Source organism: Zoogloea sp. GDB6, from assembly GCF_056724105.1.
In genome coordinates, this window is record NZ_CM161497.1 from 2080977 (window position 1) to 2095683 (window position 14707).

15 protein-coding genes, 1 tRNA gene and 1 pseudogene are annotated in these 14707 nt (G+C 62.1%); 8 read left to right on the top strand and 9 right to left on the bottom strand.

Annotation, left to right across the window (positions count from 1 at the left end):
- Positions 1-10 precede the first annotated feature (10 nt).
- The 4 genes from AC1PQG_RS09460 to AC1PQG_RS09475 form a co-directional block, all read right to left on the bottom strand.
- On the bottom strand, positions 11-1588 hold the full coding sequence (locus AC1PQG_RS09460; protein ID WP_481122313.1) for an efflux RND transporter periplasmic adaptor subunit: 1578 nt from the start codon (positions 1586-1588) through the stop codon (positions 11-13).
- A complete protein-coding gene (locus tag AC1PQG_RS09465) occupies positions 1585-2862 on the bottom strand; it encodes a TolC family protein (RefSeq protein ID WP_481122314.1) in 1278 nt (425 codons plus the stop codon). Before AC1PQG_RS09465 ends, AC1PQG_RS09460 begins: the two co-directional genes overlap by 4 nt.
- A 70-nt stretch (positions 2863-2932) precedes the next feature.
- Positions 2933-3277 (bottom strand): copper-binding protein, encoded by a 345-nt coding sequence (locus AC1PQG_RS09470; RefSeq protein ID WP_481122315.1) that lies wholly within the window; start codon positions 3275-3277, stop codon positions 2933-2935.
- A gap of 100 nt (positions 3278-3377) precedes the next feature.
- Positions 3378-4079: a c-type cytochrome gene (locus AC1PQG_RS09475; RefSeq protein ID WP_481122316.1), complete on the bottom strand. Its 702-nt coding sequence runs from the start codon at positions 4077-4079 to the stop codon at positions 3378-3380.
- Positions 4080-4241: 162 nt separating this feature from the next.
- Here AC1PQG_RS09475 and ribA point away from each other — a divergent pair, with 162 nt between their 5' ends.
- The 6 genes and pseudogenes from ribA (at position 4242) to AC1PQG_RS09505 (ending at position 6985) form a co-directional block, all read left to right on the top strand.
- Positions 4242-4856, top strand: a complete 615-nt coding sequence (gene ribA, locus AC1PQG_RS09480; protein ID WP_481114543.1) for a GTP cyclohydrolase II — start codon at positions 4242-4244, stop codon at positions 4854-4856.
- Entirely contained in the window at positions 4853-5623 is a 771-nt protein-coding gene (locus AC1PQG_RS09485; RefSeq protein ID WP_481122317.1) for an MgtC/SapB family protein, read from the top strand. The genes ribA and AC1PQG_RS09485 overlap by 4 nt, the downstream gene beginning before the upstream one ends.
- Before the next feature lie 76 nt (positions 5624-5699).
- A tRNA-Arg gene (locus tag AC1PQG_RS09490) sits at positions 5700-5774 on the top strand.
- Positions 5775-5969: 195 nt separating this feature from the next.
- Complete coding sequence (locus tag AC1PQG_RS09495; RefSeq protein ID WP_481122318.1) at positions 5970-6320, top strand: Arm DNA-binding domain-containing protein; 351 nt, start codon at positions 5970-5972, stop codon at positions 6318-6320.
- Between the two features lie 12 nt (positions 6321-6332).
- Positions 6333-6575: pseudogene (locus AC1PQG_RS09500) on the top strand (phage integrase central domain-containing protein); the annotation flags it as partial.
- 14 nt (positions 6576-6589) lie between these two features.
- On the top strand, positions 6590-6985 hold the full coding sequence (locus AC1PQG_RS09505) for a type II toxin-antitoxin system HicB family antitoxin (protein WP_481122319.1): 396 nt from the start codon (positions 6590-6592) through the stop codon (positions 6983-6985).
- Between the two features lie 432 nt (positions 6986-7417).
- Here AC1PQG_RS09505 and AC1PQG_RS09510 read toward each other — a convergent pair whose 3' ends face one another.
- Both AC1PQG_RS09510 and AC1PQG_RS09515 read right to left on the bottom strand, forming a co-directional pair.
- Entirely contained in the window at positions 7418-7702 is a 285-nt protein-coding gene (locus AC1PQG_RS09510) for a helix-turn-helix domain-containing protein (protein WP_481122320.1), read from the bottom strand.
- Between the two features lie 3 nt (positions 7703-7705).
- Positions 7706-7927, bottom strand: a complete 222-nt coding sequence (locus tag AC1PQG_RS09515) for a type II toxin-antitoxin system RelE/ParE family toxin (RefSeq protein WP_481122992.1) — start codon at positions 7925-7927, stop codon at positions 7706-7708.
- A gap of 172 nt (positions 7928-8099) precedes the next feature.
- Here AC1PQG_RS09515 and AC1PQG_RS09520 point away from each other — a divergent pair, with 172 nt between their 5' ends.
- Complete coding sequence (locus tag AC1PQG_RS09520; RefSeq protein ID WP_481122321.1) at positions 8100-8549, top strand: integrase arm-type DNA-binding domain-containing protein; 450 nt, start codon at positions 8100-8102, stop codon at positions 8547-8549.
- Positions 8550-8556: 7 nt separating this feature from the next.
- On the opposite strand, the gene AC1PQG_RS09525 is transcribed toward AC1PQG_RS09520, so the two are convergent.
- From AC1PQG_RS09525 to AC1PQG_RS09535, 3 genes are all read right to left on the bottom strand, one after another.
- Positions 8557-9903 carry a Fic family protein gene (locus AC1PQG_RS09525; protein WP_481122322.1) on the bottom strand — a complete coding sequence of 449 codons (1347 nt, stop codon included), beginning with the start codon at positions 9901-9903 and terminating at the stop codon, positions 8557-8559.
- A 375-nt stretch (positions 9904-10278) separates the two neighbouring features.
- Positions 10279-12318, bottom strand: coding sequence for a methyl-accepting chemotaxis protein (locus tag AC1PQG_RS09530; RefSeq protein WP_481122323.1), 2040 nt, complete (start codon positions 12316-12318; stop codon positions 10279-10281).
- Positions 12319-12700: 382 nt separating this feature from the next.
- Positions 12701-13648 carry a helix-turn-helix domain-containing protein gene (locus AC1PQG_RS09535; RefSeq protein ID WP_481122324.1) on the bottom strand — a complete coding sequence of 316 codons (948 nt, stop codon included), beginning with the start codon at positions 13646-13648 and terminating at the stop codon, positions 12701-12703.
- 239 nt (positions 13649-13887) lie between these two features.
- Here AC1PQG_RS09535 and AC1PQG_RS09540 point away from each other — a divergent pair, with 239 nt between their 5' ends.
- Positions 13888-14706 carry an SDR family NAD(P)-dependent oxidoreductase gene (locus AC1PQG_RS09540; RefSeq protein ID WP_481122325.1) on the top strand — a complete coding sequence of 273 codons (819 nt, stop codon included), beginning with the start codon at positions 13888-13890 and terminating at the stop codon, positions 14704-14706.
- The last annotated feature ends 1 nt before the right edge of the window (position 14707 follow it).

Genomic DNA, 14707 nt, shown 5'->3' on the forward strand with positions numbered 1-14707 from the left:
CGGGGTCCTGTCAGTGTCCGGCGTGGGCCTTGGCTGTTGCTGCGGCGCCGGCCGGCTTGACCGCCGTGATCACCCATTCTCCAGGCTGGCGTTCGACGAACTCGAAGCTCACCCGCGCGCCGGGCTTGAGCGCTTGCTGCAGGGCTGGATTGGCCAGCTTGAAGTCCATGGTCATCGCCGGCCACTTGAGGCTGGGTACCGGGTCGTGGCTGAGGGTGACGGTGTTCTCCTTGGGGTCGAGACCATCCACTGTGCCCTCCGTGCGATGGCCGACGGAGGCGGGCGCTGCGGCTGGTTTGGTGCTGTGGTCGGCGTGACCGAAGCCGTCCAGCGCGGCCTTCAGGTTGCTCTCCGCGTCGATCAGGAAATTGGCGGCAACGACGACCTGCTCGCCGGCCTTGATGCCTTGCAGTACCTCGATGTGGTTTTCGCTGCGGCCGCCCAGCTTCACGTCGCGCGGCTCGAAACGGCCTTCGCCATGGGCGACGAGGACGATCTGGCGCGTGCCGCTGTCGATGACCGCCGAGTTCGGCACGGTCACGACCTGCTGCCGGCTGCCGACCGGTAGCTCCAGCTGCGCGAACATCGCCGGCTTCAGCAGCAGGCCGGGATTGGCCAGCTCCACACGGACGGGCACGGTCCGCGTCTCGGCGTTGAGGGTCGGATAGACATAGCTCACCTTGCCCTCGAAGACTTTGTCTGGATAGGCGTTGATACGCACCCTGGCGAGACTGCCGCTGTGGACTTGCCCGATGTCCTGCTCGAACACGTCGGCGACCACCCATACGGACGAGAGGTCGGCGACCTGATACAGGGCCTCGCCGGGCATGAAGCGCATGCCTTGCAGGGCCTTCTTCTCGGTGACGATGCCGGCCACTGGCGAGCGGAAGGTGAGCGTGCGCTTGGTGGCGCCCGACTTGGCGAGGGCGCGGATCTGCTCTTCCGAGATGTCCCAGTTGCGCAGGCGCACCAGGCTGGATTCGGCAAGCTGCTTCATGCCGCTCTGCGCCTCGCTGCCTGCATCCTTGAGCGCTTCGACGCCCTGGGCGGCGATGGCGTATTCGCGCTGGGCAGACACCAGCTCCGGGCTATAGACCTCGAACAATGGTTGCCCCTTGGCGACCGGCTGGCCGGTCACGTTTACATGCAGGCGCTCGACGTAACCCTCGAATTTCGGTGAGATCGCGAAGCTGCGCCGCTCGTCGATCTCCACCCGGCCAGCAGCACGCACCGTGCGCTCGAGGCTGCGCAGTTCGGCGGCTTCGGTACGTACGCCCAGCTTCTGGACCTTGTCGGTGCTGATCTTCACCGTTCCGGCCGCTGCGGGCGCGTCGTCCGCCTCGCCTTCATAGACTGGGATGTAGTCCATCCCCATCGGGTCCTTCTTGGGGGTCGGCGACGTATCCGGCAGGCCCATCGGGTTGCGGTAGTACAGCAGCTTGCGCTCCCGCTTCGCGCCGTCCGGCGCCGCAGCGACCGGGCTGTCCGCCTGCTGCGCGCCGGCCGAGGGGCGTTGCCCAAGCCAGTAGCCGCCACCGGCAGCGAGGGCGACGGCGAGGCCGACGGCAATGCCTGCGCCTGCTTTCATAGGTCTTCTCCGAGAATGCGTTCTATGTCGGCCAGGCGCAGCTGCGCCTCGGCCTGGGCCTTGATGCCGCTCTGGCGGGCCTGCTTGATCTGCCGCTGGGCGTCGAGCAGGGTGGCGAAGTCCACCTTGCCGGTCTCATAACCTGCGAGGGCGGCCTTGAAGCTGAGCTCCGCTTGCGGCAGCAGGCTGGTGGTGGTCAGTGTCTCGGTCTGGCGGGCCGATTCGAGGCCTGACAGGTTCTCCGCGAGCTCGCCGAGCACCTGATTGGCGGTTGCGTCGTGGCGAGCCCGGGCGGCGGACAGCATGGCTTCCGATTCCCTTTCCTGGGCACGGCGGGTGCCTTGCTGCAGCGGCAGATTCAGCTCGACCATCAGCTCCCATTCACGCACGGCGCCCTGGTACTGGATCGGCGAGATGCCCAGCGTGAAATCGGGGTAACGGTTCTTGTACGTGAGTTCGCGGTTCTTCTCGGCGGCACGGATACGGGCTTCGTCGGCAAAGAGCTGCGGATTGCGGGCACGCACACGTTCTTCGAGCGTGGCCGGATCGAGCCGGGCGGCGGCGGGCAGCGGGCGCAGGCGTTGGGGCGGCGCCAGCGGCGCGGCGCTCGGCCGGGCCAGCAGCGCGTTGAGCCGTGCCTGCAGCTGCCGGTGCTCGTTCTGCAGCGCGAGCAGTTCGCTCTTCATGCCGGTCTGTTCGACCTGGGCGCGGATCACGTCCTGCTGGGCGGCCAGGCCGCCGGCGTAGCGGACCTGGGCGATCTTCTCGAGACGCACCATCAGATCAAGGATCTCACGGGTCAATTGCTCGTTGCGGGAGACGTACTGGAGCTGGGCGTAGGTGCTCTTGATGCGGCCAGCGAGTTCAGCCCAGGTGCCGTTGGCCCGTCCGCTGGCGCCACGGGCGTCGAGCTCGGCGATCTCCCGCTTGAGATCGCGTTTGCCCAGCCACGGCACGTCCTGCATCAACAGGTAGCGCGTGCTGCCGACCTGGGCTGGCAGCAGGGCTGGATTCTGATCGCCCATGCGGGTGATGTCGCGTAGCTCGGTGCGGAACTTCGGGTCGGGCAGGGCGCCAGCTGGAGTCACCCGCTCGGCCGCAGCGTCGGCCTCGTGGCGCATGGCCGCGTAGTCCGGATTGTGCTCGCGGGCATAGGCGAGCAGGGACTCCACATCGGCGCCGATCAGCGCTTCCTGCGCCTGGGCGCTCACGCCGATGGCACACAGCAGCACGGCAAGCAGGTTTCTGGCGCGACATGGTATTCGCGTTCTCATTGTTTGCTCCCTGAACATCACTGGGGCAGGTCCGGCGTGCCTCGCGATCAGGCGATGCCGGGCTGCACGCTCACTTGCGCTTCAATTCCACGACGGTCATCGCACCGTTCACCTGGTCCGCCGCGAAGAGGATCTGGTCGCCGGCCTTGAGCTGGTCGAGCCATGCGGGATCCTTCACGCGGAACATCATCGTCATCGCCGGCATGCCGTTCGGCAGCGGGCCGTGGGACAGGGTCACGCGCCCGGCGGCCTTGTCCACCTTTTTCACCAGGCCTTCAGTCAGCGTCGCCGGGGCCATGGCATGGTTGCCGTGGTTGTGGGTGTCGGCCGTTTGAGGCTTGTCGTTGGCGGCGAGGGCCGGCAGCGCTGCTGCGGCAAATAGGGCTGTGAGGATGATTCCAAGGGGCGTTTTCATGATGACTGGCTCCAGAGGTGCTGAAGAGATGGCCCATTCTGGCAAGCCTTCACCGACGGGAAGCTGTCCCGGAAATTACATTTCTGTAATCTTGAGCGGATCAGTGTTGATGCTTGAAGCCGGGCGGATGGGTATGGCCCTGCTTCTTCCCGGCGTGCGCCGATGCTGGCTCATCGTCGTGACGGCCTGCCTGCTCGCTGTGCTCATGGTGGTCATCGTCGTCGTCATGCTCGTGCCCTTCATGATGCTCATCCAGCCCACCGTGGCTGTGCCCCTCGCTGGAGGCGACCAGGGCACGATAATCGGCAGTAGTCAGTCCAGGCAGCTGCTGAATGAACGCGACCAGATCCCAGATCGCCTCGTCCTCCATTCCCCCCTTGGACCAGGCCGGCATGCCCGACGCCTTGATGCCATGCTTGATGATCCAGAACCGACGTGCCTGGGCAAACTGCGGGTCGAGCGCGGCGGCCGGCTTGTCGGCAAGCCTGGGCGGTGTTGGATACAGCCCCTTGCGGATTTCCGAGTCTTCCGCGCCTGGCGACAGGTGACATCCCACACACATCGCGTCGTAGTTTCCCGAGCCGCGGCGAACGCGTTCGGGAGTGGCCAGATCGACGGGCGGCTCGATGTCGCGCGCCCGAACCGCAATGGAGCGCTCACGGGCAAATTCGAGCAGGCGATAGGTCAGCGGAGCATGTGGCTTGTCGGCCGCAACGTCGATGGCGCCGGCGTAAAGGGCGATCGCGCCTGCCGCCAAGCCCGTGACGGCCAGCGCTGAAACGATGGTCAGAGTCTTGTTCATTCCTGGGTTCCTTGCTGCCCGGCATGAGCGCGGGCTCGCTATTGTTGTGCGCCTGGCAAAACTGGTTTGCCGTCACACTTCTGTTTCAAATCGTCGAGTGGGGTTACAGTGCGGGGTATCGGTACGCCGAATCAACCCCTGTGTTTCAAGATCCGTTCCAGAATGAGTGAAATCGCCCCCCAACTCTCGTATGTAGGCTCCTGTGAATTACCCACGCAGTGGGCCAAGTTTCAACTCCACGGTTTCGTCGATGAGCGGACCGACAAGGAGCACGTTGCCCTGACCCTGGGCGACATCGCCAACGGCGAACCTGTGCTGGCCCGCGTTCATTCGGAATGCCTGACCGGTGACGCGTTGTTCAGCCAGCGCTGCGATTGCGGTGCGCAGCTCGAAGAGGCGCTGCGCCGGATCGCCAAGGCGGGCAGGGGCGTGCTCATGTATCTCCGTCAGGAAGGCCGTGGCATCGGCCTGATCAACAAGATCCGCGCCTATCAGTTGCAGGACGGCGGGGCCGATACCGTCGAGGCCAATACCGCGCTTGGTTTTCCAGCCGATATGCGCAGCTATGAGCTGTGCAAGCCCATGCTGGCGCATCTTGGTGTTGGCGCCCTGCGCCTGATGACCAACAATCCGCGCAAGGTCGCCGCACTGACCGATGTCGGAATCGAGGTTGTCGAGCGTGTTCCGCTGGAAGTGGGCAATAACTGCTGGAATCAGCGCTACCTGTCCACCAAGCGACGCAAGCTGGGGCATCTGCTCACGTCCGAGCGGGCATGAACGCCGCATCGCCGAGCGTGGTCGATCTGTTTGCGCATTACTGGTCGGCGAAAGAGATTGCGGTCAACCTCATCGTTTTCTCCAATCTGCTCGGGGCGCTGCTGCTTGGCCTGCTGGTCGGTTACGAACGTAGCTACCACGGCCGGGCTGCCGGCATGCGGACCTATGGACTGGTCTGCATGGCGTCCTGCGCGCTCACGGTAATCGTCGGCTATCCGGGGTCCTGGTACGGTGGGAGTGCGCTTACGGAACTGATCGGCCATGCGCCGCCCGATCCGACGCGGGTCATCCAGGGCATCGTATCCGGCGTCGGCTTCCTCGGCGCCGGGGTGATCATGAAGGAGGGCCTCAACATCAGCGGCCTGACCACCGCTGCGTCGATCTGGTCTTCTTCGGCGATCGGCGTGCTGGTCGGGGTTGGTTTCTATTCGGCAGCGATCCTGCTGACGTTGCTCTCCGCCGCGCTGATGATGTGGGCGTCGAGGCTGGAAAAATGGCTGCCTTCCCGTCACGCCGTATCCATTGTGCTGCGCTTCCGCGCGGGTTTTCATCCCAACGAGGCGGTACTGTCTTCCATCGCCCGGGCACGCGGCTATGAAGTGGCTGCCGGCTCCATCCAGATCCATCGCTCTAACGACTGCGAAGAGTGGCGTTACGTGGCAGTAGCGCTCAACAAGGATTCGGCGATGTCGATTGCCGCCTTGTCTGCGGAGCTGCGGCATTTCGACGGCATCGAGGAGTTCCACCTGTCCTACGCACGAAATTGACGGCTAGGGCTGATTTGTCGATAGACGTCCATGGGCATGGCGTATCGCTGCGCACCAAGCTAGAATGCCGCCCTCGCTCTCCGTAGTTCAATGGATAGAACGGGCGCCTCCTAAGCGCCAGATACAGGTTCGATTCCTGTCGGGGGGACCAAACTACTGGTTCAGGCAGTATCAAGCAGCATCAGAAACACACGAAAAGGCCCGCCGTTGCGGGCTTTTTTGTTTTCCGGGCGTATCATGCCGTGTCATCGCATACCCCTGAATCTCACGGTCTTTGGGGGTACATCTGGGGGGGCTTTTTGATACCCCTGACTTTTGGTCGTGCAGATACCCCCAGGAGGCGTCTTTGCCCCTTACTGATACTGCAGTCCGCAAGGCCCAGCCGGGCGAAAAGCCCTACAAACTGGGGGATGAGAAAGGCCTGTTCCTGCTGGTCGGCACCAAACCGGGAGCCCTGTACTGGCGCTTCAAGTACCGGTTTTCCGGAAAAGAGAAGCTGCTCGCCCTCGGCGTCTATCCGGAAGTTTCCCTGAAGCTCGCCCGGCAGAAGCGTGACGAAGCCCGCCGCACCGCAAAGATCGCCCGTAAGGTGGCGGCCGACTCCTCCTTCGAAGTCGTCGCCCGTGAATGGCACGAGAAGCAGAAAGGCGAGTGGGTGGAGACGTACGCGGCCAAGGTGCTCACATCCCTGGAGTAAGACCTCTTCCCCAGCCGTGGGCGCCGCCCGATAGCCGAAATCAGCGCCGCCAAAATGCTGGCCACGCTCAAGAAGGTCGAAGCCCGTGGTGCCCTGGAGACCCTCAAGCGTGTCCGCCAGCGGGCCAGCGACATTTTCCTGTACGCCATCGCCACCGGCCGGGTGGAGAACAACCCGGTCACCGTGCCGCACCCGAAGAAAGACCTGCCGCCCGGCACGCTGCATTCCATCCTGAAGCAAGCCGGCCTGAAGTAATGGAGATCCTGACCATGCGCTACCCGATTGCAATCGAACCCGGTGACGATACCCACGCCTGGGGGGTAGTCGTGCCCGATCTGCCCGGCTGCTTCTCTGCTGGCGATACCCTCGATGAGGCCATCGAGCACGCCCGCGAAGCCATCGAGCTGCACATCGATGGGCTGCTGGACGATGGCGAAGCTGTCCCGCCGGCCCGGCCTATCGGTGCGCATCAGGGGAGACCGGAGTTCGTCGGCTGGATCTGGGCTCTGGTCGAAATCGATCCGGCCATGCTCGATGACCAGATCGAACGGGTGAACATCACCCTGCCGCGGCGGGTGCTCTCCCGTCTCGACCGGGCCGCCAAGGCGGCCGGGGAAACCCGCTCCGGCTACATCGCCCGCTTGGCGATTGGCGGACACCTGTAAGCGTTCAGTTCATCACCAGCGCCGGGCATGTCCCGGCGTTTTGCTGTCTGGAGTGCCCCGTGCACACCATGCGGGGTCACTGCCGGGCTGCTCGTGGTGGCTCAGTAGTTCAATGGATGGAACGGACGGGTCGCGCACTTGCATGGGGTGCAAGGTCACGTAGGCCTATGTCCCGCATCTTGGAGATGGGCGGTACTGGGATCGAACCAGCGCTGCGTTATGAAGGAAACGCTCCCGTCGCTCGGACGGTGATGTTTGGGTACATCGATAGCCCGGACTGGGGTTCGATTCCCCCGGTGCCTGGCTTACGGGTTCGATTCCCGTTCCGGGCACCGTGACACCTGGAATCACAATCCAGTGCTCTGAACTGGCTGGCGGCAGAGATGGGATACGGTCTAGGTCGGTGAGCGGTCGCCCCCCGCTGGCGTCGGATTACGCTACCGCCAGTTCCACATGCTTCCCGGCCCGCGTCGCCAGTGTCACCAGCATGTCGAGGCTGAACTTGTCGTACTTGCCGCGTACCAGGTCGGAGACGCGGGACTGCCCGATCCCTAGCCGTTCCGCGGCCTGTTGCTGCGTCCAACCGTTCTCGGCAATGGCTTCACGCAAACTCACCATCAAGCCGGCTCGCAGGTTCAGCAGAGTGGCTTCTTCGGCAGAGAAGCCCAGGTCTGCAAACACGTTGCCGCTCGATTCGATGATTGCTTCGTTGGTCATGGTTCAGCCTCCAAGCTGCTTGTAACGACGGGCGGCCAGCTCAATGTCTTCCTTGCGTGTCTTCTGAATCTTCTTGTGGAAGGCGTGCAGCACGTACACGGCATCATCAAACTTGGCCACGTAGATCACGCGCCATTCCGCGAGCACATGGATACGAATCTCATAGGCACCGGAGCCAACGGCCAGCATCGGCTTGAAGTCGGAAGGTATCAGGCCAGACTGCACCGCGTGCAACTCGAAGCCGGCCTCCGGCGAGCCTCGGCGGGGAAGTCCTTGATGTCATCAAGACTGGAGCCGACAAAGCGGAGCGTTTTCATGGACTGGAATTATCCAATTAGTTAGATAATCCATCAAGCAGCACATCAGGGTGTCGAGCGCTCCTCAGTAAGAGCCCGGTGTGAACTTTCGCCACAGCTCAAAAGGCAAACCCCGCGTCTCCACCGACGACCAGACCTGCGAGAACCAGCGGCGCACCATCTCGGACCGCTACGCAGTCAACAAGTGGTTCTCCGATGACGGTGTGTCGGGCGCAGTAGCCGCGACTCAGCGTGCAGGCCTTTCCGATCTCCTCGCGATGCTCAACGATACCCAGTGCAAGCAGGCCAAGGCAGGCAAAAAGCCCCTGAAACTCAGCGAGGAGAAGGGCCTGTACCTGCTGATCGCTACCGCTGGCGCCAAGTATTGGCGCATGGACTACCGTTTTGCAGGCAAGCGGAAGACCTTGGCGCTGGGCGTCTATCCGGAAGCCCTGCTGAAGCGAGTGTTCCATGGTGTAGTGGAGCACTGGATTGCTCCAGACAACAAAACGCCAGGACGGGCCCGGCGTTGCTCGAAGAACGTAACTTGACCCATCCTCATCTTTTCGCTGCACGCTCAATGCGCTCTTTCAGATCCTCTGGAGCGTAGAAGACAAAGGATTGCCCTTGCTTGAACTTGTCGAGGAAGCCCAAGGCCTCCAGCTCGAGCAGGTCGGTTCGGGCCGTTTGATAAACCACGCTGTGAAACTGCTGATGTGCACTGACTCGATACGCCTCGCCTGGATTGCGAAGGGCGTGGGTGAGGAGAGTGCTCTGCCGGTGGTTGAGTCGTCCACGAAGCGCCGGTGAGCCAGCCAGCAGGCGCTGGGCATCTTTCTGTTCGTTGGTCTTGCGGGCAAGGTAGGCGTACAGCGCTTCGATGGACTTACGGATCGTGCCGAGCTGATGGAGAATGAAGTAGGTTGTGTCCCCTCCATCGGTTTCCGTGTGCAGGTAGGCGGTGACGTATTGAGCCGGCGCCTGGCGTAGAAACTGGGAGATGGAGAGAAACTCCATCAGCCAGTAGCCACTCCGGGCCATGGCCCAGTAAAACAGCGCACGAGCGGTGCGCCCGTTGCCATCCGCGAAAGGGTGGTCGTAGCCAATCATGAAGTGCAACAGAATGGCTCTTACGACGGGATGCACGAAAGGGGCACTCCCTTCGTCTGCATTTGCAAAGGCACACAGGCGCTCCAGGCGTGAAGGAAGTTCAGCCCAGTGCGGGGGATCGTGCAGAACCGTGCCACTCCTGTTATCTACCACTTTCACGTCGTCGCTTTGCCGCAGGCGCCCGGCATCGGAAGGGTCGTCTAGCGTGTCGGCGGTCAGCATCCGGTGAAGCTCCAGGATGCGTTCCGGGGTGATGGGTTGATCCCGCAGGCTCCGGATGTGCTCCATCGCGGTGTAGTTGTTGAAGATCATCGCCTCGCTGCGGTCCTTTGGGCGGCGTCCTTCCAGCAGCATGGCTTCCGCTACCCGCCGGGTCGTTGAAGCACCTTCCAACTGGCTGGAAGTAATTGCTTCCTCGATCAGTGAATGCAACAGGTAGCGTTCACGATTCTCATGGATTGGGGCGCTGGCTGGCGCCTGGATCTGGCCAGCGGCATCCCGGTCGATGTGGTGCAAATGGATCTGCACCGCCTCCGGTACGGCAAACCTTAATGGCTGTCCATGGCGGTCCAGCAGTGGCAGGAGCTTGAGGAGAGGAGTTCGCGCCAACCAGATCGACAGCCACCATTCTTCCGAGGAGAAGCCTTCTGGCGGCTCCCTGTGCCGAAGCTCATCCCAGTGCAGATAGCGCCCTGAAGTTGTGGCCTCCTGCAGTTCGATCAGTCGAGCGAGCTTATTGGGTTGAAGCTTCGCCAGGAAACCAGTCGGGTCTGGAGGCGAGAGGGGAATCTTCATGTGGCTACTAATTTATGTGTGTTTTAGTAGCGGTTAGTGTATGCCAGGTCCAGCGCTTCAGGTAGCAAAAAGCTACTAATTTATGTGTTAATTAGTAGCTCTTGTGATGTGTCCCAATGCAGTGGAGCACTGGATTGGGATTCCGGGGGCCACTGGTGCCCAGGAAGGGAATCGGTCCACCGGCCCGTCCCTCGGTCGGGAGAGTGCTCACAGCTCACAGGACCGCGAGGCAAGCGGGCATGGCTGAGAACAACGCAGCATCAAGCGCCCAACGCGCCCCTCAATAGAGGCCGTTCGAGCTTGTACCCGCACGAACGCTCTTCCCCGGTTCGTGCAGCGTAGAGCTACGGGTACAACGTTGGGCTGCTTGCATGCTCAAGTCTTGAATCGGGAAATGCTTGCACGGATTTGCGTTGTCAGCGCCTCCATTTCACGTGCTGCATCGGAGGTGGAGCGGGCCTGAACATGGTTCTGCACAGCTTGCTCGGCAATAGTTTCCACGTTCCTGGCAATCTCCCGGTTGGCCGCGCTTTGTTCGCGCAGTGCGTCCGAAATCCCAATCACTGCATCGCTGACCTGTGTTGCTCCGGTCTTGATATCTGCAATGCGGCCACCGGCTTCAGCCGCGAGGGAAACACCTTCCTGAACTTGCCCTTCACCCCTGGTCATGCTTTCAACGGCTTTTTCTGCGCCGGCCTGGATATCGTCAACCATCCGGGTGATCTCGGTTGTCGACAAGCTGGTCCTCTCCGCGAGCTTGCGCACCTCATCTGCCACAACGGCAAACCCACGGCCGGCCTCGCCTGCACGCGCGGCTTCGATGGCGGCATTCAAGGCCAGCAGATTGGTCTGATCCGCTATTTCCCTGATTACGTTCACGATCTGCGAGATTTCTTTGGATTCGTCACCCAGATGAAGTACCGCCCCGGCGGATTTTTTGACCGTATCAGCGATCATGGACATGCTTGAGATAGCCTGATTGATAACCTCACTACCGGAGTCAGAAACGGTCCCCGAGTTTTCTGCCAGTCCTCGACAGGATTGCGCATGTTCGGCCACCTGCTGAATGCTCGCCGTCATCTGTTCCACGGCGCTGGCCATTAACGTGGCTGACTGGCTCTGTGTCCCTGAGCTGGCTGCAACTGCATCGGAGGCGGTCGATAGTTTGTGAGCGCTTTCGGCCAGCCCGCGGATGCCTGCATCAATCTCCGCGATCATGCCTCTGAGGTGAGTGCTCATACCATCGACGGAGCGTAGCAATTCGCCCACTTCATCTGAGGAGTCAGCCTGAATGTGCTGGGTCAGATCACCATCGGCCACGCGCTGAGTCACCGCAAGGGCACTGCGCAGCGGGTGAGTGATCCAGCGTCGTGTCGCGATCATCATCGTCATCACCAAGATCAGCGTCACGACGATTGCGGCGATCGCGATCTGAACCTGAAGTGCTCGCACCTCGGAGACGAACTCATCCGAATAGGCACTGGTGGCAACCAGCCAACCCCATTTTTCGAAGGGCTGGACCACAACGAGCTTTTCTCGCGCCTCCTTCTCTCCCGCGTTCTGCCACCAGTAGCGGGTGACACCGTTGCCTTTTTCTATGAGGGTACGGGCGACAGGTACTCCGTACTTGTCCTTCACGTCCATCAGGTTCTTTCCTTCGGCGGCGGGGTGAATCACTGCCATGCCGGGTACGACCGAGGCGTCCAGCACAAAGGCGTAGCCTGTTTCGCCCACTTTCACCGACCGCACCTTTTCCTTCAAGGCCTTGATGCTCTCGGTGAGATCCAGGCCCACAAAAGCGATTCCAATCACTTTGCCCGCTTCGTCGTTGATGGGCAGGTAGCGCGTCATGTAGTCCTTGCCGAACAGCGTTGCTTTGCCCACGTAGGGCTTGCCGTCAAGTAACAGTCGGTACGCCGGATGCTTCACATCCAGAGCGGAACCCGTGACACGCTCTCCCTCCTTGTTCTTGACCGAAGTGGCTACACGGAAGAAGTTATCGCCTTCACGAACGAAGAGCGTTGCTACACCGCCTGTGACGCGGGAGAACTCATCTACCTGAGAGAAGTTGTTGTTGAAGACAATATCCCCTCCCTTCAGGGCCGGTAGCGCTTTGTCGCCTGAGGTGACAGGATGCGCTGAATCAACGCTCATCCTTTTGGGCAGGCCGGCTGCAAATGAGGCACCCAGCAGGTTGGCGCTTTCCTCAAGGGAACTGGCGTAGGCGCCCATCATGTCGGTAATCTGCTGGTTCGTCAGCCGCAGTTCCCTGATACCCCGTTGCTCCAGGCTGTCGCCGAGCCAGTATGTCAGTAAGAAGCCTGCGACAACGAAGACGATTGAGATGATGATCGTGAGGGCTGCATTGAGCTTGCCCGCAATGCTCGATCCGAACCCCTTGCGAATTTCATTCATAGTTTTCTTTCTATTTTTTGACGAGCCGACGGTTTTTCATCGGCGCCTCAATGCCTGTCTTGAGAGCAGGTTCGATGGCTTTAGGCCACAGCGTGGACGGTGTTTGACTTCAGTCAAACTGAATCGCCATCATCGATGCCGGTAACCAGCGCCAGCGGCGATGGATGGAGACGCGATTGGCGACCATTGCCAGCGAGAATTGTGGGGACTTAGCGCTAGAGCTTGTAGCAGATCCCGCATCGTGATGTCTGATTTGGATCAAAACCCTACTTTTGAGCTCACATGCAGCAGGGCCCCGGCAGACGGTATTGCGGTTGTCGCTATCAACTGACTGGGGCGGAACGCCCTTGATGTTCCAGACACCGCTGAGGCGAAGAGGAGCTCAATTCAACTCGTCTCCTTCTGCCGGCTCACCCCCATCCTGCTGGCGCATTTGCTGCAGGACCTGTTGGCGGAAGGCCCGTGGGCTCATGTTCGTGTGTTTGCGGAAGAAGCGGCCGAAATAGGCTTCGTCGTTGAAGCCCAGGGAGGCCGCCAACTGCTTGACGCTGTTGGGGGTATAGACGAGGTCGCGCTGGGCTTCGTGGATCAGGCGGGCATTGATCACGTCCAGTGCCGACACGCCCAGCAGCTCGCGGCAGATGCGCGACAGCTGGCCGGGCGTCATGCCCATCGCGCTGGCGTAATCCGAGACCGGTTGATGGCTGCGGAACTTCTGATCCACCAGGGTCCGGAAGCGTTCCACCTGGGCAGCCTTGCGCGACTGGGCGGCCACTGGAGCCGGTTCGAGGACGCTGCTCAAACGCGAGATCTGCACCAGCAGCGCCGTCAGCAGGGACATGCCGGCGGCGGAGTGGCCCTGGGCGTGGGTGTGGAATTCCCTCTCGGCGGCGAGAAAGAGTGGCAGCAGGCCGTCGGCGTAGCGGCTCGATTCCGCGTGGGGGATCACCGCCGGGCTGCGGATGGTCTGGATCAGCTCCGGCATCAGCATGCCGGCGAGGGACTCCAGCGGCTTCTGCGCCGCCGTGATCACCGGGCCGTCGGTATCGGCCGAGTAGTGGAAGCCATGTACGGTGCGCGCCGGTACCACTACCAAACAGGGCGCGACCATCTGCCACTTGGTGTTGTTCAGCAGCACTTCCCCGCGCCCTTTCTGCATGTACAGGATCTGCAGGAAGCCGTCGTGGGTGTGCGGCTGGATCTGCCAGTTGTAAGGGCGCGAGCGCTGTGGAATCCACTCGAAATCGTAGGAGTCGTACCAGCCCGGCTGGGCCTGATCGCCGTACAGGGCGTAGTTGGGAATCGCTGTGCGGCGTGTTGGGGTGTGCACGATTTGTCCTGTTTTCTGCCGGAAATGTGAATCAACGGGGAGGCGTTTGCCTCGATACTCAATCCACCAAAAATACTTATGAATACATAAGGTGGAGTGATGATATCAAAACCCGTTTCACCGATAAATTCAAGGCTAATCAGGCAATTAGTGTCTGAATGCGGCTTGGCGGATGAGCGTCAAGGCTTGCTGGAGAGTGACGTTTTGCATTCCGGCTTGCCTGCTGGGGAGCGCACGAAATGATGCAGGTGCACAAATCGAGCTGGCTCGGGTTGGATCGAAAAGTCTGTGTCGTGACGGGTGCCGCCAGCGGCATCGGTGCGGCCATCGCCCGCAGCCTCGCCGAAGCCGGGGCGAAGGTCGCGCTGCTCGACCGGGATGCGGAAGGCTGCCGCGGCGTCGCTGAAAGCCTCGTCACGGCCGGTGCGGAAGCCGTCGGCCTGGGCTGCGACACCTCCAGCGCCGAAGCGGTGGTGATGGCCGCGGCGGCGGTCGCCGAGTCCCTCGGGCCGTGCGACGCGCTCATCAACAACGCTGGCGTGCTCTCTGCCGGCGGGCTGGATACGGTGTCGCTGGAAGACTGGAACCGCGTGCTGGCGGTCAATCTCACCGGCTACCTGCTGTGCGCCCGCAGCTTTGCGGCGCAGATGGCGGAGCAGGGCGGCGGCAGCGTGGTCCATGTGGCGTCGATCGCCGCCCACTTTCCGCAGACCCGCAGCGGCGCCTACAGCGCCAGCAAGGCCGGCGTGCTGCTGCTGTCGCGCCAGATGGCGGTGGAGTGGGGCGACAAGGGCGTACGCAGCAACGTGGTGTGCCCCGGCATGATCCGTACCCCGCTGTCGGCGCGCTTCTACGAGGAGCCCGGTTTCGAGCAGAAGCGCGCGGCGGTCACCGCCAGCCGGCGCATCGGCGAGCCGCAGGACATCGCCGACGCGGCGCTCTACCTGGCCAGCCCGCGGGCGGCCTACATCAACGGCGCCGAGCTGGTGGTGGATGGCGGCATGTCCTCGATGCTGATGGACATGGTGCCGCGCCCTGGCTACAACCAGACCGCCTGAG